The 26,277-nt window shown below is 58.6% G+C and carries 20 protein-coding genes and 1 pseudogene; 9 read left to right on the top strand and 12 right to left on the bottom strand.

Annotated features, from left to right (window positions below):
• Window positions 1-36: 36 nt before the first annotated feature.
• The gene (gene asnS, locus GFER_RS05165; protein WP_040097484.1) at window positions 37-1,425 is read right to left on the bottom strand and encodes an asparagine--tRNA ligase; all 1,389 of its coding nucleotides are present in this window, start codon (window positions 1,423-1,425) and stop codon (window positions 37-39) included.
• 192 nt (window positions 1,426-1,617) lie between these two features.
• Between asnS and GFER_RS17515 the strand changes: the two genes are divergently transcribed.
• Window positions 1,618-3,735 carry an ATP-binding protein gene (locus tag GFER_RS17515; RefSeq protein ID WP_052445978.1) on the top strand — a complete coding sequence of 706 codons (2,118 nt, stop codon included), beginning with the start codon at window positions 1,618-1,620 and terminating at the stop codon, window positions 3,733-3,735.
• A gap of 54 nt (window positions 3,736-3,789) precedes the next feature.
• Here the strand turns inward: GFER_RS17515 and GFER_RS05155 are convergent, their stop codons facing one another.
• The 7 genes and pseudogenes from GFER_RS05155 to GFER_RS19585 form a co-directional block, all read right to left on the bottom strand.
• Entirely contained in the window at window positions 3,790-5,376 is a 1,587-nt protein-coding gene (locus GFER_RS05155) for a peptide chain release factor 3 (RefSeq protein WP_040096654.1), read from the bottom strand.
• Between the two features lie 135 nt (window positions 5,377-5,511).
• Window positions 5,512-5,619, bottom strand: coding sequence for an RCKP-type rubredoxin-like domain-containing protein (locus GFER_RS19690; RefSeq protein ID WP_412171494.1), 108 nt, complete (start codon window positions 5,617-5,619; stop codon window positions 5,512-5,514).
• A gap of 91 nt (window positions 5,620-5,710) precedes the next feature.
• Entirely contained in the window at window positions 5,711-6,571 is an 861-nt protein-coding gene (locus tag GFER_RS05150; RefSeq protein WP_040096652.1) for a YitT family protein, read from the bottom strand.
• Between the two features lie 101 nt (window positions 6,572-6,672).
• Window positions 6,673-7,794, bottom strand: coding sequence for an osmoprotectant NAGGN system M42 family peptidase (locus GFER_RS05145; protein ID WP_040096649.1), 1,122 nt, complete (start codon window positions 7,792-7,794; stop codon window positions 6,673-6,675).
• Between the two features lie 34 nt (window positions 7,795-7,828).
• Window positions 7,829-8,320: pseudogene (locus GFER_RS05140) on the bottom strand (N-acetylglutaminylglutamine synthetase); the annotation flags it as partial.
• An 85-nt stretch (window positions 8,321-8,405) separates the two neighbouring features.
• Window positions 8,406-8,936, bottom strand: coding sequence for a hypothetical protein (locus tag GFER_RS18570; RefSeq protein WP_139172155.1), 531 nt, complete (start codon window positions 8,934-8,936; stop codon window positions 8,406-8,408).
• Window positions 8,933-9,472 carry an RHS repeat-associated core domain-containing protein gene (locus tag GFER_RS19585; protein ID WP_052445977.1) on the bottom strand — a complete coding sequence of 180 codons (540 nt, stop codon included), beginning with the start codon at window positions 9,470-9,472 and terminating at the stop codon, window positions 8,933-8,935. Before GFER_RS19585 ends, GFER_RS18570 begins: the two co-directional genes overlap by 4 nt.
• Before the next feature lie 94 nt (window positions 9,473-9,566).
• On the opposite strand from GFER_RS19585, the gene GFER_RS05130 reads away from it, so the two are divergent.
• The 8 genes from GFER_RS05130 to GFER_RS05100 all read left to right on the top strand — a co-directional run bounded on the left by GFER_RS05130 (window position 9,567) and on the right by GFER_RS05100 (window position 19,797).
• Entirely contained in the window at window positions 9,567-9,761 is a 195-nt protein-coding gene (locus GFER_RS05130) for a hypothetical protein (RefSeq protein WP_040096645.1), read from the top strand.
• Between the two features lie 188 nt (window positions 9,762-9,949).
• Window positions 9,950-10,495: a hypothetical protein gene (locus tag GFER_RS05125; RefSeq protein WP_052445976.1), complete on the top strand. Its 546-nt coding sequence runs from the start codon at window positions 9,950-9,952 to the stop codon at window positions 10,493-10,495.
• Window positions 10,492-10,665 (top strand): hypothetical protein, encoded by a 174-nt coding sequence (locus GFER_RS18885; RefSeq protein ID WP_153304555.1) that lies wholly within the window; start codon window positions 10,492-10,494, stop codon window positions 10,663-10,665. The genes GFER_RS05125 and GFER_RS18885 overlap by 4 nt, the downstream gene beginning before the upstream one ends.
• Before the next feature lie 213 nt (window positions 10,666-10,878).
• A complete protein-coding gene (gene malQ, locus GFER_RS05120; protein WP_040096643.1) occupies window positions 10,879-12,378 on the top strand; it encodes a 4-alpha-glucanotransferase in 1,500 nt (499 codons plus the stop codon).
• 281 nt (window positions 12,379-12,659) lie between these two features.
• The gene (gltB, locus tag GFER_RS05115) at window positions 12,660-17,081 is read left to right on the top strand and encodes a glutamate synthase large subunit (protein WP_040096641.1); all 4,422 of its coding nucleotides are present in this window, start codon (window positions 12,660-12,662) and stop codon (window positions 17,079-17,081) included.
• Between the two features lie 12 nt (window positions 17,082-17,093).
• Window positions 17,094-18,482: a glutamate synthase subunit beta gene (locus GFER_RS05110; protein WP_040096639.1), complete on the top strand. Its 1,389-nt coding sequence runs from the start codon at window positions 17,094-17,096 to the stop codon at window positions 18,480-18,482.
• 29 nt (window positions 18,483-18,511) lie between these two features.
• Window positions 18,512-19,162, top strand: a complete 651-nt coding sequence (trhA, locus tag GFER_RS05105) for a PAQR family membrane homeostasis protein TrhA (protein WP_200889286.1) — start codon at window positions 18,512-18,514, stop codon at window positions 19,160-19,162.
• Between the two features lie 134 nt (window positions 19,163-19,296).
• Window positions 19,297-19,797 (top strand): YqhA family protein, encoded by a 501-nt coding sequence (locus GFER_RS05100; protein ID WP_040096636.1) that lies wholly within the window; start codon window positions 19,297-19,299, stop codon window positions 19,795-19,797.
• Between the two features lie 247 nt (window positions 19,798-20,044).
• Here the strand turns inward: GFER_RS05100 and pgaD are convergent, their stop codons facing one another.
• Genes pgaD through pgaA form a run of 4 tightly spaced genes read right to left on the bottom strand, consistent with a single transcriptional unit; the run spans window position 20,045 to window position 26,230 of the window.
• Window positions 20,045-20,494 carry a poly-beta-1,6-N-acetyl-D-glucosamine biosynthesis protein PgaD gene (gene pgaD / locus GFER_RS17505; protein WP_052445975.1) on the bottom strand — a complete coding sequence of 150 codons (450 nt, stop codon included), beginning with the start codon at window positions 20,492-20,494 and terminating at the stop codon, window positions 20,045-20,047.
• Window positions 20,491-21,774: a poly-beta-1,6-N-acetyl-D-glucosamine synthase gene (gene pgaC, locus GFER_RS05090; RefSeq protein ID WP_052445974.1), complete on the bottom strand. Its 1,284-nt coding sequence runs from the start codon at window positions 21,772-21,774 to the stop codon at window positions 20,491-20,493. The genes pgaD and pgaC overlap by 4 nt, the downstream gene beginning before the upstream one ends.
• Window positions 21,771-23,702, bottom strand: a complete 1,932-nt coding sequence (pgaB, locus tag GFER_RS05085; protein ID WP_200889285.1) for a poly-beta-1,6-N-acetyl-D-glucosamine N-deacetylase PgaB — start codon at window positions 23,700-23,702, stop codon at window positions 21,771-21,773. Before pgaB ends, pgaC begins: the two co-directional genes overlap by 4 nt.
• A gap of 2 nt (window positions 23,703-23,704) precedes the next feature.
• Window positions 23,705-26,230, bottom strand: a complete 2,526-nt coding sequence (gene pgaA, locus GFER_RS05080; protein WP_040096630.1) for a poly-beta-1,6 N-acetyl-D-glucosamine export porin PgaA — start codon at window positions 26,228-26,230, stop codon at window positions 23,705-23,707.
• Between the last annotated feature and the right edge of the window lie 47 nt (window positions 26,231-26,277).

Genomic DNA, 26,277 nt, shown 5'->3' with positions numbered 1-26,277 from the left:
TGGCAAGGGCCGCGCGGTGCGCGGCCCTTGCTGCGTTCAGAACCGGGCGTTGCCGGGAGTACGGGGAAAGGGAATGACGTCGCGGATATTGGTCATTCCGGTGACATACATGAGCAGACGCTCAAAGCCCAGACCAAAACCCGCATGGGGGCACGTGCCCCAACGCCGCAGGTCAAGGAACCACCCCAGGCTCTCGGGAGCGATGCCGGCCTCGCGCATGCGTTGCGCGAGGACATCGAGGCGCTCTTCGCGCTGCGAGCCACCGATGATCTCTCCGACGCGCGGCACCAGGCAGTCCATGGCAGCAACGGTTTTGCCATCGTCATTGAGGCGCATATAGAAGGCCTTGATGTCCTTGGGATAGTCGGTAACGAACAGTGGCCCCTTGACGACCTGCTCGCTGAGAAAACGTTCGTGCTCCGACTGCAGATCGGATCCCCAGACGGGGGAAAATTCGAATGTCCGACCCGAAGCCTGTAATTCCTTGATGGCGTCCGTGTAGGTCAACTGCTGAAACTCGGCATCCGCCAGGGACCCAAGCTTTTCGATCAACCCCTTCTCAACAAAATTATCGAAAAACTTCAGATCTTCCGAGCAATTATCCAAAGCGTAACGACACAAATATTGAATAAAGTCAGCGGCAAGCCGGCAATCGGCGGCTAGATCGGCAAAAGCCATCTCCGGCTCGATCATCCAGAATTCGGCGGCATGACGACTGGTATTGGAATTCTCGGCGCGAAAGGTCGGCCCGAAGGTGTAGATGTCGCTGAACGCACAGGCAAAGGCTTCACCCTGCAACTGTCCGCTGACCGTCAATCCGGTGCGTTCCCCAAAAAAATCCCGAGTCCAGTCAACGGCTCCGTCCAGGCGTGGAGGATCGATAGGATCGAGGGTGCTGACCCGAAACATCTCCCCCGCTCCCTCGCAATCATTGGCGGTGATGATGGGCGTTTGCACATACAGAAAGCCGCGTTCCTGGAAAAAGCGGTGAATAGCGAAGGACAAAGCCGAGCGCACGCGAAAGACCGCCCCGAAAGTATTGGAGCGCAGACGCAAATGGGCAATGGAGCGCAGGTACTCAAACCCGTGCCGCTTTTTCTGCAAAGGGTAATCCGCATCCGCGGCACCGAGAACTCTCAGTTCATGGGCATGCAATTCCCACGGCTGCCCCGCTGCGGGGGAGGCCACCAATTCTCCGCGCGCCTCGACACAGGCACCGGTTCCAAGGTTGGTGGATTCAGCATATCCAGGCAGGTCCGTATCGACGACAATCTGTAAACTTTCCAGACAGGACCCATCGTTGAGCGCGACAAAGGTCAGATTCTTGGTACGGCGCACGGTACGCACCCAGCCCTTGACCAGCAGCGGGCCAGGGGGAACCTCACCGCTTAATGCTCGATTTATACGCGTACGCCCCTGCGTCATCGGCACCTCTTCCATCAGCTACCCCTCTTTCTGAAGCCTCAAAACGATACGGCTTACAAGATAAATTTCGACGTTTGCGCGCCTGCCCCTTGCCGCAGCCGCGCCGCCTGCTAAATTTGAAGAAAGCGAGAAATTTCCGTCAACCTCTCACAGACCTCTACGGCTGCGGCCGTGGCATGAGAAAGATAACCCATGGGCCAGCCTTCGCATTATGCCATAAAGGGTCTGCGCAAAAAAATTCTTCTATCATCCGTAATCTACACTCTCGCCGCCCTGCTCATCATTTCACTGCTGAGCATCATTCCTCTTATCAACTGGATGCGGGGTTCCGCCGAAAGACACCTGATTCACGCCGCGGAAATTCGCTCCCTGGCGGTTGAGGAATATTTGGCACGCATGGTGGAAATCACCCGGCAGATCAATTCGCGCAGCGCTGCCCGCCAATATCTTGCGCACCACCTCGCTGAGCGTCTGCCTTTCGAGCAGGTAAGCAGTGCCACCAGAGCCATTCTCAAGGATGCATTGGCCACGTCCATCGAGGCGGTCGGCATCACCCGCACCGACCGCGATGGTCGCGTAATAGCCGAGGTCGGCCAGGTTGTTCCCGTCGAAATTCTGCCTATCCTGGGTGGTGCGATTCCACATATCCAGATTCTGGATCCGATCCTGCTTGAAGATCAGCTCTTTCTGGTGGTGAGGGGAACAATCTTTGACGATACTCAGCAGCCGCTGGGCTACGACCTCGTCATGTTCACCACGACAAATCTGCAACGCATCCTCTGGAACCCGACTGCTCTGGGCATCAGCGGCGAGAGTTTTCTGGCGCGTCAGACTGAGAACACTACGGTTCTTTTCTTTCCAAGCCATCGCGGCAAGGATGAAATCTACAACCTGCGCCTAGACGATTCCCACCTGCAAGCGGCCATATCCAGGGCGACTTCCGGCGAGACGGGTGACATGCGCATCCCCGCCGATGGGAGCGCCGGCAAGAGGGTTGTGGCATTCGCTCCTGTCTCTGGCTCGGATTGGGCGCTGCTTGTTACCAAAGAGCAGCAGGAACTCATGGCTCCGGTGCGCAAACAGGTTTTCACCGTCGCCGGCCTCGTGTTGCTGCTGACCGCGCTGGCCACCCTGGGCATGCTCGTTCTGTTGCGGCCCATGACCGGCCGGGTCATGGTCTTTGCGGAGGAACTCGACAATCTCAACCGCGATCTCAAGCAGGAGATCAGTGAGCGCAAAAAAGCCGAAATCAGTCTTTTGCGCAGCCAGCGGGAATGGGAACGAACCTTTGAAGCAATAACCGACGCTGTTGCCATCCGCGACATCCAGGGAAATCTTCTCAAAATGAACCATGCCACCGCCCAGCTTCTCCAGGAGCTTGCGCCCGGGGAAAAAGCGGAGACGGGGTGCCGGAGACTGTTCGGCTTTGACAAACCACCGCCTGAGTGCCTGTTCTGTCGCATGGTCGCGGAGAAGGAGGCGCAGTGTGGCGAGCGACATTTAGCCGAAGTCGATCGTTGGTTTCACGTTGCCTGTTACCCCCTGTTTGACGATGACAATACCCTTTGGGGTGGCGTCCTCGTCGCTCAGGATGTCAGCGAGCAGAAAAAAATGGAGCGCATCAAGGATGAAATGATTTCCTCGGTCAGCCACGAAATGCGCACACCCTTGACCGCCATGCTCGGTTTTGTCGAATTTATGCTGGAGAATCCCGTCGAGCGCGCACAGCAGATCGATTACCTGCAGACGATTTATCGTGAAACCGAGCGCCTCAACGAACTGGTCAGCAACTTTCTCGATCTGCAACGCCTTCAGGCCCAGGTCGAGAGCTACCACTTCAAGAAACTCGACATCTGTTCCCTGCTGCACGAAACTGCGCACCTTTTCAAGGTAACCTCGAAAAAGCATCAGGTCAACATCCAGTGCCCCGAGCAGCTGCCGAAGGTGCAGGTCGACGAGAAACGGCTCATGCAAGCCCTGAAAAATCTGCTCTCCAATGCCATAAAATATTCACCGGAGGGCGGCAACGTCATGCTCAGCGCGCAGGTCGAAAAGGAGCGTATCGTTATTTCAGTGCAAGATCAGGGAATGGGCATCCCCAGTCAAATGCGCGAGCGGATATTTGAGCGTTTTTATCGGGTCGACGAAAGCGACAGACGCATGCCCGGCGGCATCGGCCTGGGATTGAGTCTGGTACGAGAAGTCATCAAGTCCCATGGCGGAGAGGTGTGGGTGGAAAGCGAGACCGGTGTCGGCAGCACCTTTTATTTCAGCCTGCCGCTGGAGGGAAGCAAAGCGCAAGGGAACTGAGAAAAGACCGAAGAATGAAAAAGCCTGTGGCTCCCTACTCCCTTGCGCCTGATTTTATGCATGTTCGCGGGTTTTCAGGAACTCAACACCGGGCCACTGTTCGGCAACGTAATTGAGGCGCCATTCACTTGAAGCCAGGTAGGTGAGATTTTCTTCGGAATCCCAGGCGAGATTGGTCTGGTTCCTTTTTTCAAACTCTTCGAGCTTCTTGCGATCCTCGCACGCCACCCAACGGGCGGTGGCATAATCGACACCCTCATAAACGGCGTCGACGCCGTACTCATCCTTGAGTCGCGCCATCGTCACATCGAACTGCAGCACACCGACCGCGCCGAGGATGAAATCACTGCCGAACAACGACCGAAACACCTGCACCGCGCCCTCCTCGGAGAGTTGCAACAGGCCTTTCTGCAACTGTTTCGCCTTGAGGGGATTTTTCAGGCGCACCCGGCGGAAATGCTCAGGTGCAAAGCTGGGAATGCCCGTGAACTTGAGGGGTTCCTTGTCGCTGAAGGTGTCGCCGACCTTAATGGTGCCGTGATTGTGAATACCAATGATGTCGCCGGGGTAGGCCTCTTCCACGTTGGCCCGGTCCTGGGCCATGAAGATGGTTGCATTGGACAGATTGACGTCCTTGCCGATGCGGTGATGGCGCACCTTCATGCCACGGGTGAACTTACCCGAACAGACGCGCAGAAAGGCGATGCGGTCGCGGTGCGCAGGGTCCATGTTTGCCTGGATCTTGAAGACAAAGCCGCTGAACTGATCTTCATAGGGAGAGACCTCACGGGTTTCCGTCGCTCGCGGTCCTGGTGCCGGGGCGATTTCGACAAAGGCATTGAGCATTTCGCGCACACCGAAATTGTTGACCGCGCTGCCGAAAAACACCGGTGTCTGATTGCCCTTGAGATACTCCTCAAGTTCAAAGGGATTGGCCGCGCCTTCCAGCAGTTCGATATCGGCGCGCAATTCGTCGGCCTGATCGCCGAGCAGTTCGTCGAGGCGCGGGTCATTGAGATCGTGGATCGTAACGACGCCACGACCGAGGCGCTCCTCGCCGGGGGTAAAAAGGTTGAGCTCCTTTTTGTAGAGATTGTAGGTGCCCTTAAAGCGTTTGCCCATGCCGATGGGCCAGGACAGGGGCGCACATTCAATCTGCAGGGTTTCTTCGATGTCGGCGAGCAGGTCTAGGGGTTCGCGGCCTTCGCGGTCAAGCTTGTTGATAAAGGTGATGATGGGGGTATTGCGCATGCGGCATACCTCCATCAGTTTGCGTGTCTGGGTTTCGACACCCTTGGCACTGTCGATGACCATGACGGCGCTGTCAACAGCAGTCAGAACGCGATAGGTGTCTTCGGAAAAATCCTGGTGACCGGGGGTATCGAGGAGATTGATCTCGAAATCCCGGTAATTGAACTTCATCACCGAACTGGTCACGGAGATGCCGCGTTCCTGCTCCACCGCCATCCAGTCACTGGTGGCGTGACGCGAGGCTTTGCGCGCCTTGATGGCACCAGCCATCTGAATGGCGCCGCCAAACAGAAGCAATTTCTCGGTGAGGGTGGTTTTGCCGGCATCGGGGTGACTGATGATGCCGAAGGTGCGACGACGTTCGATTTCGTTCTGATTGTGCTTTTTCACTGCTGACTTTTCCTTGCTTTGAGCTTTGTTGAATTTCCGACACAAAAACAACGGGCCGGAAAACCGGCCCGTCGGGTCATATCTATAATTTTAGTCTGGTTGGCGGCCGACGGTCAACCTTGGAACAGCCACAACTCAATCTTTCTTGACAAACACCGTCTGTTCGTTGCATTTGGCACATTTCTTTGGTTTACAGCGACCTTCGCGCTCGGTTTTGCACTTTTCACACTGCCAGACAGCCATGGGTTTATCTCCTTTTCTGAAGAATGATTGAAGACAAAACTTGTCGCATTTTGCCTTCTGCCCGCGCACCTGTCAAGAAAAAGCCTGCGTTTTAATAGATTTTACGCCGCGAAAAGGTCGATCCGATGACGTTGAAGGTATTTTCAACAATGAACAGCGCATGCGGATCGGTGGTGAAGGCGATCTCTTCCAGCCGTTTGAGCTGGATGTTGTTGGTCACCACCATGAGCACCCGCCGCGGCTCTTTCTTGAAAGCTCCCATGCCTTCAAGAAAAGTGGCGCCGACCTTGAGCTTGGCCATGACCTTGTCGGCGATTTCCGGGCTGCGGGTGGAAATGATAAGGCAGAGTTTACGCTGATTGAACATGGACAGACAGTATTCGACAGCGACCGAAGCGACGAAGGCGGCAATCAGCGAGGCGATCACCAGATCATTGTCAAGATGCGCGAAACTGAAGGAAAACAGCACAAAGTTGAAGGCGAAGTAGGTCTTTCCGACACCAATATTGTAGCGCTGATTAAGGATCACCGCCACCACGTCAAGCCCGCCGTTGGACCCCAGCGAGCGCAGCACCATGCCCGCGCCCGAACCGGCGACGACGCCGAAGCAGACCGCCGCGTAAAGCTGGTTCTGGATATCGATGCGGAAATCCACCAGCATGTAAGCCAGGGAGATGACCAGCATGGAGACGAAGCTGTAACCGAGAAAGCGGCGGGTGATCAGCAGAAAGCCAAGGATGAACATGGGCACGTTGAACAACAGATACCAGAAACCGGCGTTGAGAAATCCGGTCTGATATTCAAAGAGGGCCGCAACCCCGAACAGTCCGCTCGGCACAAAGCCATGATCGGCGGCAATTGCCTTGAAACCCACGGCCTGAATAAATGACCCGACGGTGATCAGGCACAGGTTCCAGAACAGGGAGTATCTGAATTCGCGATGTTTTCCCACTGAACAACCTCCTGAAGCTTGCGGCCCTCACGGGCAGACACAGAAGCGACACAGAAAACATATCCGCCCGTTCTGTGTCAACCCAATTCCGGCCGGCGCGCTCAACGCCGTTCGAGGGCGTCGCCCTGATACGGAAATCCCTGCAAAGCGCCGAGTTCATCGCGGTCGCGCAGAAAGGTGGGATCGCTCTGCACGTAGAGGCTGAGCAGTTCGGCCAAAGAGCGCAGAGCATTGAGATGGGTGCGTTCGTAGCCGTGCGAGCCGTCGACACCGAAGCAGATGAGCGCGGTGCGGATGTCGTTGCCGGCCTCCACCGCCGAGGCGCTGTCGCAGCGATAATGGCGAAAAACGTCGCGCTGATGGAGGATTTCGAACTCACCGCACAAGCCGAGCAACTTATGTGTCAAGTGGTAGTCAAAGGGGCCGCTTGAATCCATCATTGCCACGGTCACTCCCGATTCACGGGAATTCTGCCCGGGAGCGGGAGTGGCATTGTCGATGCTGACCATCTCGGCCACGTCGCGGTGCAGCACCGCCGAAGCGCCCGAGCCGGTTTCCTCGGAAATAGTGAAAAGCAGATGGCAGTCCACGGGCAACTCGACTCCGCCGTGTACCACTGCGGCAGCCGCAGCCAGCAGGGTGGCAACGCCGGCCTTGTTGTCCAGGTGGCGCGCGTTGATAAAACCGTTGACCAGTTCGGGGCAGGCATCAAAGGCCACAAAGTCGCCAACGTTAAAACCCTGTCGCGCAAGATCAAGCCGATTGTTGCAGATGGCATCGACGCGCACCTCGACCTGGCTCCAGGCCACCGGCTGCTGATCGACCTCTTCGTTGAAGGTATGTCCCGAGGCCTTCAAGGGCAGCACCGTGCCGCGAAAGCATCCATGGTCGGTGAAAATGCTCACCCGCGCACCTTCGGCAAAACGGCTTGACCAGTGACCGATGGGCACAATTTCCAGACGGCCGTTTTCCTTCAGTGCCTTGACCATGGCACCGGTGGTATCCAGATGCACGACCAGGGCGCGGTCGGGACTGCGCTGACGACCCTGGAGGTCGGCGCGGATCGCTCCGCGCCGGGTCAGTTCAAAAGGAATGCCGAGGCGCTCGAGCTCTTGACCGACATGGTGTACCACCTGATCGGTATAACCTGTGGGGCTGGCGATTTTGAGCAGATCCACCAGGGTTTGCGAAAGATAATCGAGATCAATGGGAAGTCTTTGCATGAAAACTCACTGGCGCTGGGGAGCCCCTGTCCTCTCAACGCACCGTCTGCGGGAAAAGCAGATCGATGAAACGCTGGGCGGTGGGCGCCGGTTCGTGATTGGCCAATCCGGGCCGTTCATTGGCTTCGATGATGACATATTCGGACGAATCGACACCCTGTGGCACGATGAAATCAAGCCCCACCACCGGGATATCGAGAGCCCGAGCGGCGGCAACGGCAGCCTGCTTGAGCGCGGGATGCACCCGGGGGGTCAGGTCGTGAATGGTCGCCCCGGTATGCAGATTGGCGGTGTCGCGCACGTTGAGCAGCGTCTGGGCAGGCAGCACGTCGTCCAAAGTGTAGCCGGAAGCGGCGACGCAACGCTCGGTTTCAGCGTCCAGAGGAATGCTGCTTTCGCCACCGGTGGCCGCTGCTCGGCGGCGGCTTTGCTTTTCGATCAATTGGCGCACCGTATGATGCCCATTGCCCACCACGCAGGGCGGCCGTCGCACCGCGGCTGCAACAACCGCGAAATCGATGAGGACGAACTAAAGTCTTTTTTATCAATGCCCCTCAGATGGAGAAAAACTCCAAGCCAATGATAGCGCTGAAAAGGTCTGTGCAACGTAACTATTTCAGAGCCTCCGATTCATGCTCGAAAGTTATATTACCGAGCAGTTTAACAAAGATTTTTTCAAGACTTTCCCTGTTTTCGGCTCTAACTTCGTTAGAATTAACAAGAATGTTCTGTTCATAAAGCCAAGCAAACAGATAATAAAAATCTGGCTCTTTTTTACAGAGGAACCCTGCATGTGATTTCAATAATATACCTTCTAACCTAAACAATGTCCCATCACGCATATTACAATAATCACTTGCAACACTATTTATGTCTTTCCTTGGAAGATGGTCATTTTTACGTATGTTTAAACCAATATTAGAGTGTATCGTATTATCTTTTGGCCTAACTATTAGAATTGAATCATCTTTGACTTCCAAGTAAAACCATGGCTTTGGAAGATCCACTGTTATGCCGGCATGTGTAATTTCGCCTCCTCTAATTACACGAAACAGTTTTGGCCATATTGCATCACCAAAAATTGCTATAAGTATGGCTACAAAGATCAGGAAAATGCAAAGCCCTTTAATCAATACTTTCATTTGTTGACCGCGCCCCCAATTGCTGTAGTACCCCCGCCCAAAATCCATTCTATGGGCTTTACTGGTACTAACCCGCTTCCTGTCGTGCCTGGGACAATCATTGGAATTTCGGCGCCCGACAATCCAGCCTCTACAACCGCTCGGCCCCTGTTCTGATACGCATCAACAAACCCTTCAATATCATCATTTTGAAAACAGTTAGCCATATCCCTAGTTTCGTCCCTGGCCCGATACGCATCATCAAAAAATTTATCCAAAGCTTTTTTGGCCTCATTCAATATAATCAGAGAACCTGTTATCCCTCCTGCTATTAAAAGAAATTTTTCACCTTCAGGGTCAATATAATTGATAGGATTATTTTTAACATAAGCATAAACATTATAATCCCCCCCACCTAAACCAATCGGATCGCGACTAATGAATCGTCCCTCCATCGGGTCATAGTAACGGGCCCTGTTATGGTTCGATATGGGGTCGGACCAAAGTAACCGACTGAAATAAAAAATAAATTGCACAAAAAAGACCTCAAAAACCACCTTATAGCTCGATTTTTGGGGGCAAAATCGGGCTTATGGTTAGGTTCTGCAATCGGTATGAAGAAAGGTTCACAAAGAGTGGGTACAGGCCTCGTTGCACACCAATGACCTGGGGCGCAACGAGGCCTGGAGCCAAAGCCTTGCTGTCGGTAGCGAGGCGTTTGTTCTCGGGACACAGGAAAGGCTCGGCGTGCGCGGCAAAAACCGCAACATTGACGGAAATGATGATTTTTTCGTTCTGCGTGAACCAGAAGAAAGTTATGGCGACGATTTCACCCCGAAAAATTAGCCTACAAGGGTGAAATAGGCTTATTTTTGGGCCTGTTTTGCTTAAATATCAAGGGGTTGCCTTGGTCCGACCCCGCAAAGCATGCTGATACGCGGAAGACCTGACAAAACCCTCATCTTTAGGGTAGACTGCACCCACTGAATTTTTGCCGCAGTCGTCACGTTCTCACACTCTCCCGGGATTTTTTCATGCTTGGTTGGTTTGGCGCGCTCTGGGGCCTGGGCGCAATTACTGCTCTTCTCGCAAGTGCCGTCGTGCGCCTTGGCAAGGTCGGCGCGGCTGCTTTTGAGCTTCCTTTTTCCTGGTTTCACTGGCTGAGTTTGGCAGCGGTACTGGTGCTCATGGCTTATTCCGAAGGCTATCGCGGCTTCCAGCGTGGCTTTTCGCCCCGCGTGGCGGCGCGCGCACGGTACCTGCGTGATCACCCCGAGCCCCTGCATGTATTGCTCGCGCCCTTGTTCTGCATGGGCTTTATTCATGCGAGCCGCCGGCGCAAGCTGACTTCGCTGATTCTGACCAGCGCCATTATTCTGCTCATCGTCCTGGTGCGGTTGCTGCCCCAACCCTGGCGCGGCATCGTCGATCTGGGCGTTGTGGTCGGCCTGGGCTGGGGTGTCGTTTCATTGCTGGCGTTCTCTGCGCTGGCCTTCGGCGGCCGCCCCCCGGCCACCGATCCGGAACTACCGGGCGCGGAATCGAGATCTCAACCTTCATCACCGCATAGCGCACCATGATTATTCTGCTTTCCATTCCTTTTGGTCTATTGTTTGCCGCACTGGCGCTGCTCTGTTATCGGCACCGACAGCCGAAGCATGCTCTGATTTTCGCTTTGTTGTCCTGCCTGGCCCTGGCAACGGGGTTTATTTCGGCCTGGGCATCTTACTGGCTGGCCGCAGCCCTCTGAGCAAAGTCTGATCCATGAATTGATGAAACCGGGTTGACGCAACCAATCCATCCCTTTCAATTTGGCCGGGCTCTGCCATAATGAAGAGTGGCAGCTATGCGGCTTATCGCTGCAACGCTCCATCGCGCCGCAGGCGAATTCATTCCGCAAACGATGCCGCCGCAGCCTAAACAGGTACAAAAAGTGTTCACATCATCCAAGGGAGGATTTGCTATGAGCTTGACCCGTTCCAGCGGCATCCTGCTGCACCCGACCTCATTACCGGGGCCCGGCCCCATCGGCTCCCTCGGTCGCGAAGCCTATGCCTTCATCGATTTTCTCGCCGAGACCGGCCAGAGCATTTGGCAGATTCTGCCCTTGAACCCCACAGGGTACGGCGATTCACCCTACAGCGCTTTTTCCGCTTTTGCAGGTAATCCCCTGCTAATCTCCCTGCCTGAACTGGTCGCCTGGGGCGATCTCGAACAAAGCGAGCTGCCGCCCGCCGACCCGGGCAATCCGCAGCGGGTCGACTTCGGTCGTGCCCATCAGGAAAAAGAAGGGCTGCTGCGGCAGGCGGCGGAGAGATTCCGCACCCAGGCATCACCCCAGCGGCGCCAGGCGTTTGAAGAGTTCTGCACGGAGCAGGGCTACTGGCTGCACGACTACGTTCTGTTTCGCGCCCTGCGCGAGCGCTATGAGGACCGCAGCTGGAACCTCTGGCCGCAGGATCTGCGCCATCGCGATGCACAAGCACTTGAAAAGGCACGCCAGGATCTGCAACAGGATCTCTTCTGGCGCCTGTACGCGCAGTTCGCCTTTTTTTCTCAATGGTTCGCGCTTAAGGATTACGCCAATGAGCAGGGGGTGCGGATCTTCGGCGACATTCCCATCTTCGTCGCCTTTGACTCGGTGGATGTCTGGGCCAACCAGGGGCTTTTTCACCTTGATGACGAGGGCAACCCGACCCTTGTCGCCGGGGTGCCGCCCGATTACTTCAGCGCCACCGGCCAGCGCTGGGGCAATCCCCTTTATCGCTGGGAGCGCATGGCCGCGCAAGGCTACTCCTGGTGGATCGCACGTTTTCGCTGGAATCTGATTCAGACCGATCTGGTGCGCATCGATCATTTCCGTGGCTTTGAAGCCTGCTGGGCGATTCCCGCAGAGGAAAAAACCGCCATCAACGGCGAATGGATGGATGGGCCCGGCGACGGCATCTTCCAGGCTCTCGAACAGGCCTTGGGCGAGGTGCCCATCATCGCCGAAGATCTCGGCCTCATCACTGCCGAGGTTGAAGCCCTGCGCGACCGCTTCGGCTTTCCCGGCATGAAGGTTCTGCACTTCGCCTTCGGCGACGGCCCCGACAATCCCTATCTGCCCCACAATCTGGAACGCAATAGTGTGGTCTACACCGGCACCCACGACAACAACACCACCCTGGGCTGGTGGCAGGAGCTGAGTAAAAAGGATAAAGACGCCGTGCGCGCTTATCTCGGCCATGGCGCCCAGGACATGCCCTGGGATCTTAATCGCACAGCCATGGCCGCCGTCTCGAATCTATGCATTCTGCCCATGCAGGACATCCTCGGCCTCGGCGCCGACGGCCGCATGAACCTGCCCGGCGAAGGCACGGGCAACTGGGACTGGCGCTACCAGGAAGATCAACTCACCAACAGCGTCGTGCAACGCCTCAAGGAGATGACTCACCTCTATGGTCGAGCTACCGCATCCTGAGTGGACACCGCCCTCTCTGCCGCGCCCTTGGTGTGAGCTAGGCGTGGTGCCTTTTACGGCGGGTGTGATATAAAAATAATGCGTGACGGTTCAACACGCACCACAGGCCGCTGCAGCATCGTTTGCGGTGAGAACTCCTCTGCGGCTCAAGCATTGGCCGCGGCACGCAACTTCCATGGCCTGCGGCGCGACTGAGCTGTTACAAAATATTTTCTGATTTTTCTCCCTGCATGTTTAATCCGCCGCCCTTCTGGTCGGCCCTGCCCATAAAAAGTGAGCCGATGAATCTCGCCGAACGTTTCAAGGATGCCTGCGGCTTTGGTCTGCTGGCGCACATCAAAAATCAACCCAGCCACGCACTGGTGGAAGACGCTGTCAAGGCTCTGGCGCGCATGATGCACCGCGGCGCGGTCGCCGCCGACGGCAAGACCGGCGACGGCAGCGGCCTGCTCTGCGCCATGCCGCAGCGCTTCATGCGCCGCGTCGCTGAAGAGCAAGGCGTCTCCCTGCCCGAACAGTTCGCCGTGGCCATGCTCTTTCTCAACGATGAAGAACGCCAGTTGTCCGTGTTCCGCGAAGAGTGCGAGAAAAACGACCTACAGGTGCTTCTGGTGCGCGAGGTTCCGGTGGACACCGAAGCCCTGGGCGAATACGCCCTGCGCCTCATGCCCGCCATCCGCCAGGCCTTCGTCGTACCGGCGGCGCTGGTCGCCACGCGGCGCTTCGACGCCCTGCTCTACCTGACCCGCAAGCAGGTGGAACGGCGACTTGGCGAGGATCGCGATTTCTACATTCCCTCTTTTTCGCGGCGCACCCTGTCCTATAAGGGGCTGGTCATGCCGGCGCACATTCGCACGTTGTATCCCGATCTGCAGCAGGGCGATTTTGAAAGCTCCTTTGTCCTCTTTCATCAGCGCTTCTCCACCAATACACTGCCCCAATGGCGTCTGGCGCAACCGTTGCGCGCTCTGGCGCACAACGGTGAAATCAATTCCCTGCAGGCCAATCGCTTCAACGCCCGCCATAAATTCAACGACGCCCACAGTCCGGTATTCTCCGACGAAGAACTGGCGCAACTCTTTCCAATTCTCGAAGAAGGCGGCAGCGACAGCGCCAGCCTCGACAATATGTTCGAGTTTCTCCTCGCCAACGGCGTCGACTTCTTCAAAGCGATTCGCGCCCTGATTCCGCCGCCGCGCCACAACGTAGCGCACATGCCCTCGCGCCTACGCTCCTTCTACGAATATCTGTCCTCGGCGTACGAACCCTGGGACGGCCCGGCGGCGGTGAGCGTCACCGACGGCCGCTACGTGGGCTGCATTCTCGATCGCAACGGGCTGCGCCCGGCCAAATACGTCATCACCACCGATGATCGCCTGCTCATCGCCAGCGAATATGGTGTTCTCGATCTGCCGTCGGAAAAGATCCGCGAACGCGGTCGTTTGCAAAGCGGCCAGATGATGGCCGTCGATCTCGAACAGGGGCAGATTTTTTATACCCGCGACATTGATCGCTACCTCATGGATTCGCAGCCCTACAGCGAATGGCTCACCGCCCACACCTATTACCTGCAGGAATTCATCGAACACCAGTTCGACGATTTGAGCGATTGCGAAATCCCCGACCTGCCCCTGCGCCAACGCAGCTTCAACCTGACGCACGAAACCCTCGACATCAACATCCGCCCCATGCTCGAGGCAGGCAAGGAACCGACGGGATCCATGGGCGACGATACACCCATGGCGGCCTTTTCCAGCGAACGACGTAATTTCAGTGATTTCTTCCGTCAGAAGTTCGCCCAGGTCACCAACCCGCCCATCGATCCCTATCGCGAAAAGGCGGTGATGTCGGCCACCATTGGTTTCGGCGAACTCGGCAACCCACTTATCGAGTCCGCCGAGCGCGCCCGGCGCCTCAAAAGCATCTCGCCGATCCTCTCGCGCGACATCTTCGAAGCGCTGCTGTCTTTCGGCGATCCCAAGCGGCCGCGTTATGAGAAGGCCTACTTTTACCGCATTTTTCCCACCACCTTTGTGACGGATCTCAAGAGCAGCCTGGAGGCGTTGGGCGAAACCATCGTCGCCGCCGTGCGCAGCGAAGGGGTGCGCATCATCGTGCTCGACGACCGCGGTGTCGACGCCGAAAACAAGGCCATGCCCATGGCTATGGCGGTGGGCTTCGTCAATCAGAAACTGCTGCGCGAGGGCCTGCGCAACCGCATCAACCTCGTCGCCGTCAGCGGCGAAGTGACCGACCCTCACAGCGCCTGCGTGCTGCTCGGCATCGGGGCCATGGCCGTTTACCCCTGGCTGCTCTATGCCACCGGTTATGACCTGTGCCGCGAAAAAGGAATGTCGCCGCGCGAAACCCGCCGTTCGCTCAAAAACCTCTACGGCGCCATGACCAAGGGCGTACTCAAAATCATGTCGAAGATGGGGATCAGCACCGTCGCCAGCTATCGCAACGCGGCGCTGTTCGACATCATCGGCCTCTCGCGCGACATTGTCGCGGACTGCTTTCCCCACACCACGCTCCATCTGCCGGGGCTCGATTATGCCGCCATTGAGGAGCGCATCACGCACGCCCACCGCGATGTTTTTCAGCGCAGTTGGATGGCCCCCATCTACCCGCTGCGTATCGGCAGCCTCTTCCAGGACAACGCCGCCAGCGAATATCACGACTTCGGTTCGCGCACAATTGTGGCCATGCATCAGTTCGCCGCAAGCCTCGAGCGCACGGATTATCTTAAATTCCGAGGCCTCATCGAAGAGCGGGGCTTGCGTTTCATCCGCGACTTTTTCACATGGAATGGAACCGGAAAACCGATTCCCCTTTCCGAGGTCGAACCCCTGGAAGCCATCACGCGCCGTTTCGACTCGGCCGCCATGTCCCTGGGTTCTATCTCACCGGAGTGCCACGAGGCCCTGGCCGAGGCCATGAACCTTCTTGGCGGTTGCTCCAACAGCGGCGAGGGCGGCGAAGACCCGGCACGCTACGACACCACGCGCAACAGCAAGATTAAGCAGATCGCCTCGGGCCGCTTCGGGGTTACCCCCGCCTACCTGCGTAGCGCCACCCAGATCCAGATCAAAGTCGCGCAGGGAGCCAAGCCCGGTGAAGGGGGCCAATTGCCCGGCGAAAAGGTCACGCCGCTCATCGCCACTCTGCGCTACACCATGCCCGGGGTGACGCTGATCTCGCCGCCGCCTCATCACGACATCTATTCCATCGAAGACCTGGCGCAGCTCATCTTCGACCTCAAACAGGTCAACCCGGCAGCCGAAATCAGCGTCAAGCTGGTTTCCAGCGACGGGGTCGGCACCATCGCCGCCGGGGTCGCCAAATGCTATGCCGATCGCATCATCATTTCAGGGTGCGATGGCGGTACCGGCGCCGCGCCGCAGACCTCCATCAAACACGCCGGAAATCCCTGGGAACTTGGGCTCGCCGAGGCGCACAACACCCTCAAGGCCAACAACCTGCGCGAACTTGTGGCCCTGCAGACCGACGGCGGTCTCAAAACCGGCGCCGATGTGGTCAAGGCAGCCATGCTCGGCGCCGAATCCTATGGCTTCGGGACTGCTCTGCTGGTCATGCTCGGCTGCAAGATGCTGCGCGTGTGCCACCTCAACCGTTGCTCGGTGGGGGTAGCCACCCAGGACGAGATGCTGCGCGGCCATTATGTCGGCACAGTGGACAAGGTCGTCGCCTATCTGCGCAACGTCGCCGAGGATGTCCGCGAAATACTCGCCCAACTGGGTTTCCACAGCCTTGAGGAGGTCATCGGGCGCAGCGACCTGTTGCGCGTCGTGGACGCAGCGGCCGCCGCATCCTTCGATTTCAGCCAGGTACTGCAACGGATCGAGGGCGTCGATGTCCGGCGCCGCCGCAATGTTCCCTTCGACGACAATGCTTTTGAAAAAGGTGTGTTGCAGGAAGTTCTCCCGGCGATTCGCGATGCGCGGGCCGAGGTCGTGGTGGAACGCCGCATCCGCAATACCAACCGCAGCTTCGGCGCCCTGATTAGCGGCGAGATAGCGCATTATTACGGCAATGCCGGGCTGCCGCGCGACTCCATCATGCTCAACCTCGAAGGTGCTGCCGGTCAGTCCCTCGGCGCGTTTCTGCTTCCCGGGGTGAACATTCACCTCGACGGAGTGGCCAACGACTATGTCGGCAAGGGCATGCACGGCGGGCGCATCGTCATCATTCCCGGCATCTACCAGGAAGGCGCCGCCGCCATCGGCAACACCTGTCTTTATGGCGCCACCGGCGGCAAACTGTTCGTCGCGGGAAGCGCGGGGGAACGCTTCGCGGTGCGCAATTCGGGGGCGCTGGCCGTGGTGGAGGGTACCGGCGACCATGCCTGCGAATACATGACCGGCGGCACCGTGGTGATTCTCGGCGAAACGGGCATCAATTTCGGTGCCGGCATGACCGGCGGAGCGGCCTTCGTCTACGACCGAAAGAAAAACTTCATCGATAAAATCAATCGCGAGCTGGTCGAAGCACGGCGCATCGACATCGACGACGACAGCGAGGGCAAGATCTATCTGAAAAAGATCATCCACAGCTACCACAACCATACGCGCAGCCCCAAAGCGCAGTGCATTCTCGACAATTTCCGCGAGGAGCTGGCTTATTTCTGGATGGTGACGCCCAAGGACATGAAGGCGCCGTTGAATCCCAAAGAAGGGGATTAAGGACTGAATCTTATGCAGAATTTCATCAACACCAACCGCCAGGAGCAGGCCAAGGAACAGGCCCCCGCGCGGATTCAAAGCTTCGACGAGATCTACCGCTTCTACACCCGCTCGCAGGCAGCGGCCCAGGCCGAGCGCTGCATCCAATGCGGCGACCCCTTCTGCGCCGCCTTGGGCTGCCCCCTGGGCAACGCCATTCCACAATGGCTGGGGGCGATTGCCGAGCGTGACCTGAAAAAGGCTTTTCTGCTCTCCAATGAGACCTCGCCCTTTCCCGAAGTGCTGGGGCGCATCTGCCCCCACACGCATGTGTGCGAAGGCGCCTGCACCCTCAACGACGGCTACGGCGCCATCACCATCGGCGCCATCGAAGCCTCCATCAGCGATCTGGGCTTTGCCGCAGGCTACGAGCTGCCTTTTCCCGGCGTGACCCGCCCGCAGAAGGTGGCGGTGGTCGGTTCGGGCCCGGCGGGCATGTCCTGCGCTCATTTTCTGCTGCGCGCCGGCATCGGCGTCGAAATGTTCGAGCGTTCGTCCGAACCCGGGGGCCTGCTTAGCCTGGGCATTCCTAATTTCAAACTGGACAAACAGACTGTGCGGCGGCGCTTCGACATCCTGCAAAAGGCCGGTCTCAAGCTGCATCTTGAGCAGGAGGTGGGACGCGATGTGAATTTTTCCGAACTAACGGAGAATTTCGACGCGGTGTTTCTCGGCGTGGGTGCCACGGGCGGCCGCCTGCCGCGCCTGGCCCACGAGCGCCACGGCAGCGTGTTTCTGGCCATGGAATTTCTTACGGAGGTACAGAGCCGCCTGCTGGGGCGCAAAATGCATCGGCGTTTCGACGTGCGCGGCAAGCGCGTGGTGGTGGTGGGCGGCGGCGACACCGCCATGGACTGCGTACGCACCGCCATCCGCGAGGGGGCCGAGACCGTGACCTGCGTGTATCGCCGCGACGAGGCCAACATGCCCGGCAGTGAAAAAGAGTACCACAACGCCGTCGAGGAAGGCGTGCTCTTCTACTTTCACCGCGCGCCGACCAAGATCATCGTCGACAATGACGGCCGCCTCACCGGCGTCGAGGTATTGCAGACCTGTCTGGCCGATCCCGGCCCGGACGGACGCCGCCAGGTCAAGGAGGTGCCCTGCTCGGAGCACTGCATCGTTGCCGACACTCTGATCCTGGCCCTGGGCTTCGATGTGGAAGACTTCGGTTTTCTGCACAAGGCCGGCATCCAGACCCGTCACCGCCGCCTGTTCGTCGACCGTGATACGGGTCGCACGTCCCATCCCAAGGTTTTTGCCGGCGGCGACTGCCATCGCGGCGCCGATCTGGCCGTGACCGCCGCCGCCGATGGACGCCGCGCGGCCTTTGCCATCATGGAACAGTTGCTAAGCGAATGAGGGCGGGGTTTATCTGCTAAAATTTATCTATGGATCCGCGTTATTATCGCATCAACCAGATCGCCAATACGCTTGCGCCCGGCGTCGGCTTTATGTTGAGCATTCCCGGGCTGGCGCTGCTGCTGACGGCGGCGGCGCGGCATGGAGATCTCTGGCATGTGGTAAGCAGCGCCGTCTACGGCGTGTCGTTGGTGATTTCCTACGCCACCTTCACCCTCTACCACATCTTTAAATACCATCAACGCTGGGGACATCTGTTCAAGGTTCTCGACCATTCGGTCATCTACCTGCTCATCGCCGGCACCTATACACCCTTCACCCTGGTGTTTCTGCGCGGCAATTGGGGCTGGACGCTGTTCGGCGCGATCTGGGGTCTGACTCTGGCCGGGATTCTGTTCAAAATCTTTTTCGTATACCGCTTCAAGATTCTCGCCCCCCTGCTCTACCTGGCCATGAGCTGGCTGATCATTCTGGCCATCAAACCCGCGTTGGCACTGGTTCCGACGCAGGCTCTTCATCTTCTTCTCGCCGGTGGTCTCGCCTACAGCTTCGGGCTGATCTTCTACGCCTGGAAAGCCCTGCTGTTCCACCACGCCATCTGGCACCTGTTCGTCTTTTCCGGCAGCCTGCTGCACTACCTGGCGGTGCTCTGGCATGTCATTCCCGCGCCGACGCTCTGAGTATCATGCCAAGACATAAAAACAGGGATGGGCAGGATTGACAGGATCAAACCCCTTGGCTCCTAATGTATACCTTTACATCCCCCCTCCGATCCGGATTAAAATCTCCGACGCTTATACACACTGGAGGTTTCATGATCAAAAAGGTCCTTGCCGGTAGCCGTTATCTCATCCTCATCGCCGTTTTCGGCTCCTTCCTCGCGGCCACCGCTCTTCTGGTCTACGGCGGGATTGAGGTTGTCGTCCTCATCAAGGAGGCCATCGCGTATGGGGAAGTTTCCCAAAAGGGGGCCAAGTCCCTCGCACTGGCCTTTATTGAGATGGTTGACCTTTTCCTGCTTGGGACCGTTTTCTACATTGTTGCTCTCGGGCTCTACGAGCTGTTTATCGATGACAGCCTGGTTCTGCCGGCCTGGCTCGAAATCCGTGACCTCGACGGCCTTAAGAACAAGCTGGTCGGGGTCGTCGTCGTCGTCCTCGCTGTTACATTCCTCGGCCAGGTCGTCACCTGGGATGGTGAGCGCGACCTGCTCGGGCTTGGGGTCGGCATTGCCGTTGTAATTGCGGCGTTAACCTGGTTTCTCGGACTGAAGGGGAAAAAGGGGAACGGTGGGAAGAAATATCTGGAAGAATGATGGGCTTCGGTGACCTTTAAGCGGATAAGACCGCTGGATGTTTCCAAATATGAAGAACCCAGCCGTTGCAAAAAATCCCGCGCCGACGCTCTGAGCAGTATGCCCAGGACATAAAAACAGGGATGGACAGGATAGACAGGATAGACAGGATAGACAGGATGGACAGGATGATAGACCCAAAAACCCAGGGGTTTTATCCTGTTCATCCTGTCAATCCCGTCAAAAAGCTTTTAGCGATTTTCAAGCCTTATCTCGAATCAGCGCCTCCCACCTCGGGTCTCCCCAGTTCATCATGATGCATGACAATGCGTCGGCTCGCCTGCCAGCGCTGTACGCAAATCTCGGGCACATCGAAAAATTCCGCGAGTTCCCGGGGCGTCACCGGTTCGGGCTGGTGGTTGCGCCGCTCGTTGTGGCGAAAACGCAGCAGGTTGTAGCTGGCCCAGCCGATGAGCGCGATGCCCATGAGCACAACGACCACCACATAAAACAGCGGCACCCGCATGAGTCCGGCCAGCCCTTGGTTTTGCAGGAGGGTGTGGGAGAGCAGTTGCCCGCCCACAAACCAAGCACCCAGAGTCAACAGCGGGCGCAGCAGCAACCCGAGAATCACCCAGAACACACCGGTCAGGATGCCCTGGCTGTAGCGCTGAACGCGATTGGCGCCGCGGCGATTTTCAATGATCGGCGGCTTCATGACGCACCCTCTCTTTCGGCGACACCCCGGTCGGGACTGATCCACAAAGCGCGGCGCCCGCGCTTTTTGAACAGGGCCCTGGGCAACCCGACGATGGAGGTCGTCAGGCTGATCAGCCAGAAGGCCAGGGGATACCAGATCATCCAGTAATAGGTGCGCCCCAGGCCTTTTTCGTAGCGCGAATCGATGGTCAGACTCACCGCGAATTGCAGTAGACAGGTCAGACCGAGCACCACCCCCGGCCAGTGGGGAATCATGGAGGGCGGCTCGAGATATTCGGGCAGGGGCATGAAATAACTGCTCGCCCAGAGAACTGCCACCGCCAGCATGCTGTAACTCCATACGATGCTGATGGCGAATTCGGCCGCCACCGGCCACATGCGCCGCTTTTTCCAGTGAAATATCTCGTTCAGGTTGGCGAACAGCACCTCATAGCCGCCCTGCGCCCAGCGCAGCCGCTGCTTCCACAATCCACTCAGGGTCTCGGGCATGAGAATCCAGCACAGGGCGTTGGGCTCGAAACGAATATCCCAGTAATTGAGCTGAAGTTTCCAGCTGATGTCGATATCTTCCGTCACCTTATCGAGGCTCCAGAACCCTACCTGATGCAGCGCCTTCTTGCGAAAGCCCGACACCACGCCGGAGACTGTAAAAATGCGGCCGTAAACACGTTGGGCGCGCTTTATCATGCCGATGATGGCAGAAAATTCGCCCACCTGGACTTTGCCGAGCAGCGTCGAGCGGGTGCGGATGCGCGGGTTGCCGGTCACCGCACCGACCCGCGCGCCGTGCACGAAGTGACTCATGACCCAGGTGGTGGCATGAGGTTCAAGCAGGGCGTCGCCGTCGATGCACATCAGAAACTCGTGGGGCGAGGTCAGGGCCGCCATGCGCAAGCCCATGGCCTTGCCCTGATTCTGCGCGAAATGCAGGACGCGCAACTGCGGGTGCAGGGTGGCCAATTCATCGAGGATCGCCCCCGTATCGTCCTTACTGCCGTCGTTGACGGCGATGATTTCAAAGTTGGGATAGACCTGCGCCAGCAGCGCGGCGATGGTTTCGCGCACGTTATCGCCTTCGTTGTGGCAGGGCACCACCAGCGACACCCCTGGATAGGAGGGCAGCTCAGGCGGGTTTTCATAGGTGCCCTGGGCGCGCTCGCGACGCCAATAATAGTAAACGGCGCCGATCATCCAGAGATAGGCCATGAACAGCGGGTAGAAGAAAAGAAAGGCGAACAACCCGCCACGCACATATGCCAGAGAGTCAATGATTGTCATGGCAGATAGGGATAGGTGCGAAGCGACATGAGCGGCCGCAGTTCTTCGACACCTGGCTGGTTGTTGAAGAAATCATCAGGATAATAGCCATAGTGTTTGGCCCCCTCGCGCGCCAGCAGGCGCATGTATTGCGCCAGTACGCTGCTGGGCACCGGCGCGTTGTCGTGCCGCCAGTCAACGCTTTGCAGCTCGAATACCACCTTGTCCAGGGCGCCCGGCGTCTCCGCAATGCGCCGCACCAGCTCCGTCAGCCAGGCCTCGGGATCTTCGGCACCCTCCATGTAGGGCATGGCCATGATCGCGGTGTAGTCGTAGTGTTCGAGAAAGCGCGGCAGGCTTTGCGCAAACCAGCTCTCGCTCGCCCTCTCCAGAACCGGCAGGGCAAAGAGATTGCGCGCGGTCTTGAGATCCGGGCGCCAGTCACGAACGCGTTGCGCCAGCCGCCCGGTAAATGTGTGCAGAGTTTGCATCTTCAAGCGCGTCCAGCGGCGCTGCAAAGCAGGGTCGGCGCGGATGGCGCCGATATCTTCCGGCAGGCCGGCCGCGGCGTAAGCGGCCAGGGCCGCGGGGTGTGCGTCCTCGAAGTCCGACAGCAGGGCGTCGTCGTGAAACAAAATTCCAGAAAACGCCGCATGCGTGGCGAGATCCTCGTAGATTTCCTCCACCAGGCGCAGGGCGTCAGGCGCAAAGGGCGACAAGCGCCGGTATTGCTCGGGGTCGGGCGCCGCGGGTCCGTCGGCCTGCCAGCTCTGCACCTGATCCCGTGTCTCGCCGAGAGTGAAGGCGAGCACCGGCATCCAGGCGTACACCTTGACGCCGGTACGGGTTTGCAGCTGCCAGGCCACGCGGTTGAAGAGATCGGCCCGCACGGGCAGATGGCGGTTGGGGAAATACAGGGCATCGGCCACCCCGTCGCCGTCGGGGTCGGCAAAGGCCTGCAAATAAACGGTGTTGACGCCCATTTGCAGAACGCGATCGAGGAGCAGGCCGAGATTGGTTTCCTGCTGCGCGGGATCGGGATCGTAGACGTAATCCAGATCGACATGCATCACCCGCACCGGTTCGGGACGCTGCCACAGGGGGTTGTGCATCTGCCAGACAAAGTTCGCCAGGGGCGGATCGTTCATCAACAGCACACGTCGCACCGCGCCGAGTTCCTTGGGATCATTGGGCCCGGTGTCGAGGGTGAGGGCGATGGGCATGCCGAATTCCGCCGCCAGATCCTGAGCCAGGCGGTTGTATTTGCCGTAGGGCCAGACCATGACGCGCGGCCGCGCGCCGAGGTGTTTTTCGAACAAGGCGGCGTTGTGCGCGAAATCCGCGCGCAGGCGCGCCTCGTAGGCGGCAGCGCTTTCATAGCGGTCCCGCTCCGCGTCATAGCGGCGCGCCGTCATGGCCGGCTGCTCATTGCCCTGGGGGTTGGCCAATACGCCGTGGTGCAGGTCGTAGCTGTGCGAGGCAATCTCCACCAGCCCCGAGGCGGCGACTTCACGCAGTTGTTCCCAGCTCATGAAACGCTCGCGCGGCACCTGCTTGTCGCCGTAGTCCACCAGGCTGCCTTCCGGAACTTCCGTCCAGCCGCCCACGACCGCCAGCACCGCCGGAAATTCAAAAGCTTTGAGCAGGGGAAAGACCTTGGTGTAAAAGCTGGTATAGCCATCATCGAAAGTCAGCATCACGGTCTTGTCCGGCAAGGGGTGCTCAGCCTGTTGGGCACGCAGCAGATCGTCGATGCTCAGGACGCGATAGCCGTTTTCTTCCAGCCAGCTGAATTGGGCGATGAGGCTGTCGAGGGTCACGGACATGCCGTCGGGATCATCGAGGCTGCGCTGCACGTCGTGGTAGCACAGCACGATAAAATCGCCGGCGCGCGCGGGCACCGCCAGAGCCAGACCGATAAACACCCAAGCGAGAATCAGGTTGCGCATGATCATAGTCTCCATCCCAGCCGCAGATAATACTCCGTGCCCGTTTCGCCTTGTCCGTCGTAGGCCCGGCGGCTGAGCACCGCGCCGTAAGCCAACTGGAAGCGTTCATCCCTTTGCCAGTTGTGTTCGTAGAGCAGGGACGCCGTCGGTCGGGTGCCGAAATCCTGCTGCCCGTAAATCCCCGCGGAAACCGCCAGGCGATGGCCGAAAGTGCGGCTGTAGCGCCGATAGAGCAGCCAGTCGTTGTCGAGGGTGAGGGCCGCGTAGAGATCCTGCGCGGGACTGAAATAGGGGACATCGCTGCGGCTGTTGCGCGAAACGCCCAGATCCACTTGGCCGTCGAGTTTGTACATGGGGCGCGTGATGAGGCGCTGACGCGCGTAGCCGCTCAGGCGGGTGCGCTGGTTGCCGTCGCTGAAATCCATGAATTGTCCGCCCAGACCGAGCCGGCGCAGCTCACTGAAGCGATAATCCACTCCCAGACTCGCCGCGTCGGCATGCACGCCGTTGCGCAGGGCGCGCAGGGGCGTGTCCTGGCTGAACAGCTCCAGGCTGAAGGGCAGCGACCAATGATCATCGGGATGCCAGGTGCCGGCCAGGGCCAGGCCGGGATCACCGCCGTCACTGTGGTTGATACTCAATGCGGCGGTACCGATGAATTCCCGGCCGCGATATTCCAGGCCGCCGCCGTAGCGCTGGTAGGTGCCGCGCCCTTCGGGAAAATCGCCGCGACTCCAGAAAGCGTCGGCAAACAAACGGTAATGAGTCAAAAAGGGTGAAGAAAACAGGGTGCTGCCCAGGCGCAATTCCTGCTCGCCGGGGCCGGCGCCGCTGCTGTCGGCAACCGAGGCAAAGGCGCGCAGCTCGCGCATGCGATGGAGATCCCAACGGTGCTGCAGGCGCTGGATCTGAAGATTTTCCGGCGCGCGTGCGTAAAGAGCGGCGATCTCGGCCTCGGCGAGATCGTATTCATGCAGTTGCAGTCGGGTGTCGGCCAGCCCTGCCTGCAAGCCCAGGTGATCGGATTTGATGCGCAGACCGTCTTCATAGGTTTGCTGCGCGCGCCGCGGCCAGCCACGCATGACGTACACATTGCCCAACTCGCGCAGCAGATCAGGATTGCGTGGCGCGCGGGCCTGCATCCATTCGAAGCGTTTTTGTCCTTCGCGAAAATCGTGGGCGAAAACGCGGGCCAGGGCAGCGGCGACATCGGCATCAAGACGCTCGGGATTGGCGGCGGGCAGATTGCTGCCGCCCGGCGCGAGCCACACCGGCTGCTCGGCCTGAAGCGCGTCGACCAGAGCATAGGCCGAGGTAAAATCATTGAGTTCGATATAGGCGTAGAACAGAGCCAGGCGGGTGTCGTTGTCCCCTTCGCCCGCGTTGAGCACTTGCAGATAAAGATCGCGCGCCTGCTCCGGCTGTTGCAGGTACAAAAAGGCATCGCCCGCCGCTTCCAGGGCATAACCCGGGATGGGAGCATCCACGGCAATAAGTTCCTGATACTGCGCAACCGCGTCCGCCATCAGCACCCGGTCGCGCAGGGCGACCAAGCGATCATAGCGGCTCTGCAGGGCAAAAGGCTGCGCGGCGGGGCGGGTCTCGTCAAGGGCTTCCAGGTTGTCGGCGATGCGGGTGAGCGCCTCGTCGGTTTGCACAAAACGCAGGCTTTCCGCGGGCGGCGGCAGAGCGCCCCAGCGCACCTCGTGCGAGGCCTGATCAGTGTGTAGCCGCTGCCATTCCTCATCACTCAGCAGGTGTGGTTGCTGCGCGGCAAAATGGCGCGCGCGGTGGGCCGCACCCAGGATGGCCAGTGCGAAAATACGTCCGCGCAAGGCCGTTTCATCGGCGGGATCATGTTCCAGAAGCTGCTGACTTAGATCCAGCACGCTGAGAAAATCGCCCTGTAATTCCGCCACATATATACCCAGGTGCAACGGCCAGCGTTCCTCGGGATACGCGCGGCGCAACACCTCCAGCTGCCGTTGCGCTTGCGCAAAGTGCCCCGCTTCGGCCAGGGCATAGACCTCGCCTTTAGCGAAATCCACATGGCCGGGAAACCGCTCCCGCGCTCCGGCATAGAGATCGGCGGCGGCATCGAAACGCCGGGTGTTGCGCAGCGCCTTGCCCACGGCTTCCAGCACATAGGCCGGCGCTTGCTCCAGCGCAAGGCTTTCGGAGAGCACCACCACCTCGATGTCGTACTCCGCCCAGCCAAGCACCGTCAGGTAATCATAAAGAAGGCCAGGGTTCGACGGGTTCGCCGCATAGAGATCGCCAAAAATCCGCAACGCCTCGTCGAGACGATCTTCGCGCGCCAGGCGCACGGCTTGCTGGTGCGCTTGGGTAAAATCCCGCAGGACGACCTCATCGCCAAGAGTCTGCGCGATATTCTCGCCCGCACCTTTGATCCGCGCAGGACCGCCGTTGCGGTCCGCCTGCGCTTGAAGCAGGCCCGAATCCCAACGTGCGTGCAGTCCCTGCGGCAGCAGAAAAAAAATCAAGGCGGCAAGGCATAATCGAATCATTGCAGGTCATCTCCCATTGCGCTGAAGCCTCTCCGTAAAGCCAATTC

The organism is Geoalkalibacter ferrihydriticus DSM 17813, from assembly GCF_000820505.1.
Lineage (GTDB): Bacteria > Desulfobacterota > Desulfuromonadia > Desulfuromonadales > Geoalkalibacteraceae > Geoalkalibacter > Geoalkalibacter ferrihydriticus.
The sequence above is the reverse complement of the archived record's forward strand: the minus strand, read 5'-3'. Positions and strand labels throughout refer to the sequence as shown.

Bases quoted from the DNA above. Each gene is read 5' to 3' on its own strand.
- asnS (WP_040097484.1), bottom strand. From the start codon at position 1,425: ATGACGCAGGGGCGTACGCGTATAAATCGAGCATTAAGCGGTGAGGTT.
- GFER_RS17515 (WP_052445978.1), top strand. From the start codon at position 1,618: ATGGGCCAGCCTTCGCATTATGCCATAAAGGGTCTGCGCAAAAAAATT.
- GFER_RS19690 (WP_412171494.1), bottom strand. From the start codon at position 5,619: ATGGCTGTCTGGCAGTGTGAAAAGTGCAAAACCGAGCGCGAAGGTCGC.
- GFER_RS05145 (WP_040096649.1), bottom strand. From the start codon at position 7,794: ATGCAAAGACTTCCCATTGATCTCGATTATCTTTCGCAAACCCTGGTG.
- GFER_RS18570 (WP_139172155.1), bottom strand. From the start codon at position 8,936: ATGAAAGTATTGATTAAAGGGCTTTGCATTTTCCTGATCTTTGTAGCC.
- GFER_RS05125 (WP_052445976.1), top strand. From the start codon at position 9,950: ATGCTTGGTTGGTTTGGCGCGCTCTGGGGCCTGGGCGCAATTACTGCT.
- GFER_RS18885 (WP_153304555.1), top strand. From the start codon at position 10,492: ATGATTATTCTGCTTTCCATTCCTTTTGGTCTATTGTTTGCCGCACTG.
- malQ (WP_040096643.1), top strand. From the start codon at position 10,879: ATGAGCTTGACCCGTTCCAGCGGCATCCTGCTGCACCCGACCTCATTA.
- gltB (WP_040096641.1), top strand. From the start codon at position 12,660: ATGAATCTCGCCGAACGTTTCAAGGATGCCTGCGGCTTTGGTCTGCTG.
- GFER_RS05110 (WP_040096639.1), top strand. From the start codon at position 17,094: ATGCAGAATTTCATCAACACCAACCGCCAGGAGCAGGCCAAGGAACAG.
- trhA (WP_200889286.1), top strand. From the start codon at position 18,512: ATGGATCCGCGTTATTATCGCATCAACCAGATCGCCAATACGCTTGCG.
- GFER_RS05100 (WP_040096636.1), top strand. From the start codon at position 19,297: ATGATCAAAAAGGTCCTTGCCGGTAGCCGTTATCTCATCCTCATCGCC.
- pgaD (WP_052445975.1), bottom strand. From the start codon at position 20,494: ATGAAGCCGCCGATCATTGAAAATCGCCGCGGCGCCAATCGCGTTCAG.
- pgaC (WP_052445974.1), bottom strand. From the start codon at position 21,774: ATGACAATCATTGACTCTCTGGCATATGTGCGTGGCGGGTTGTTCGCC.
- pgaB (WP_200889285.1), bottom strand. From the start codon at position 23,702: ATGCGCAACCTGATTCTCGCTTGGGTGTTTATCGGTCTGGCTCTGGCG.
- pgaA (WP_040096630.1), bottom strand. From the start codon at position 26,230: ATGATTCGATTATGCCTTGCCGCCTTGATTTTTTTTCTGCTGCCGCAG.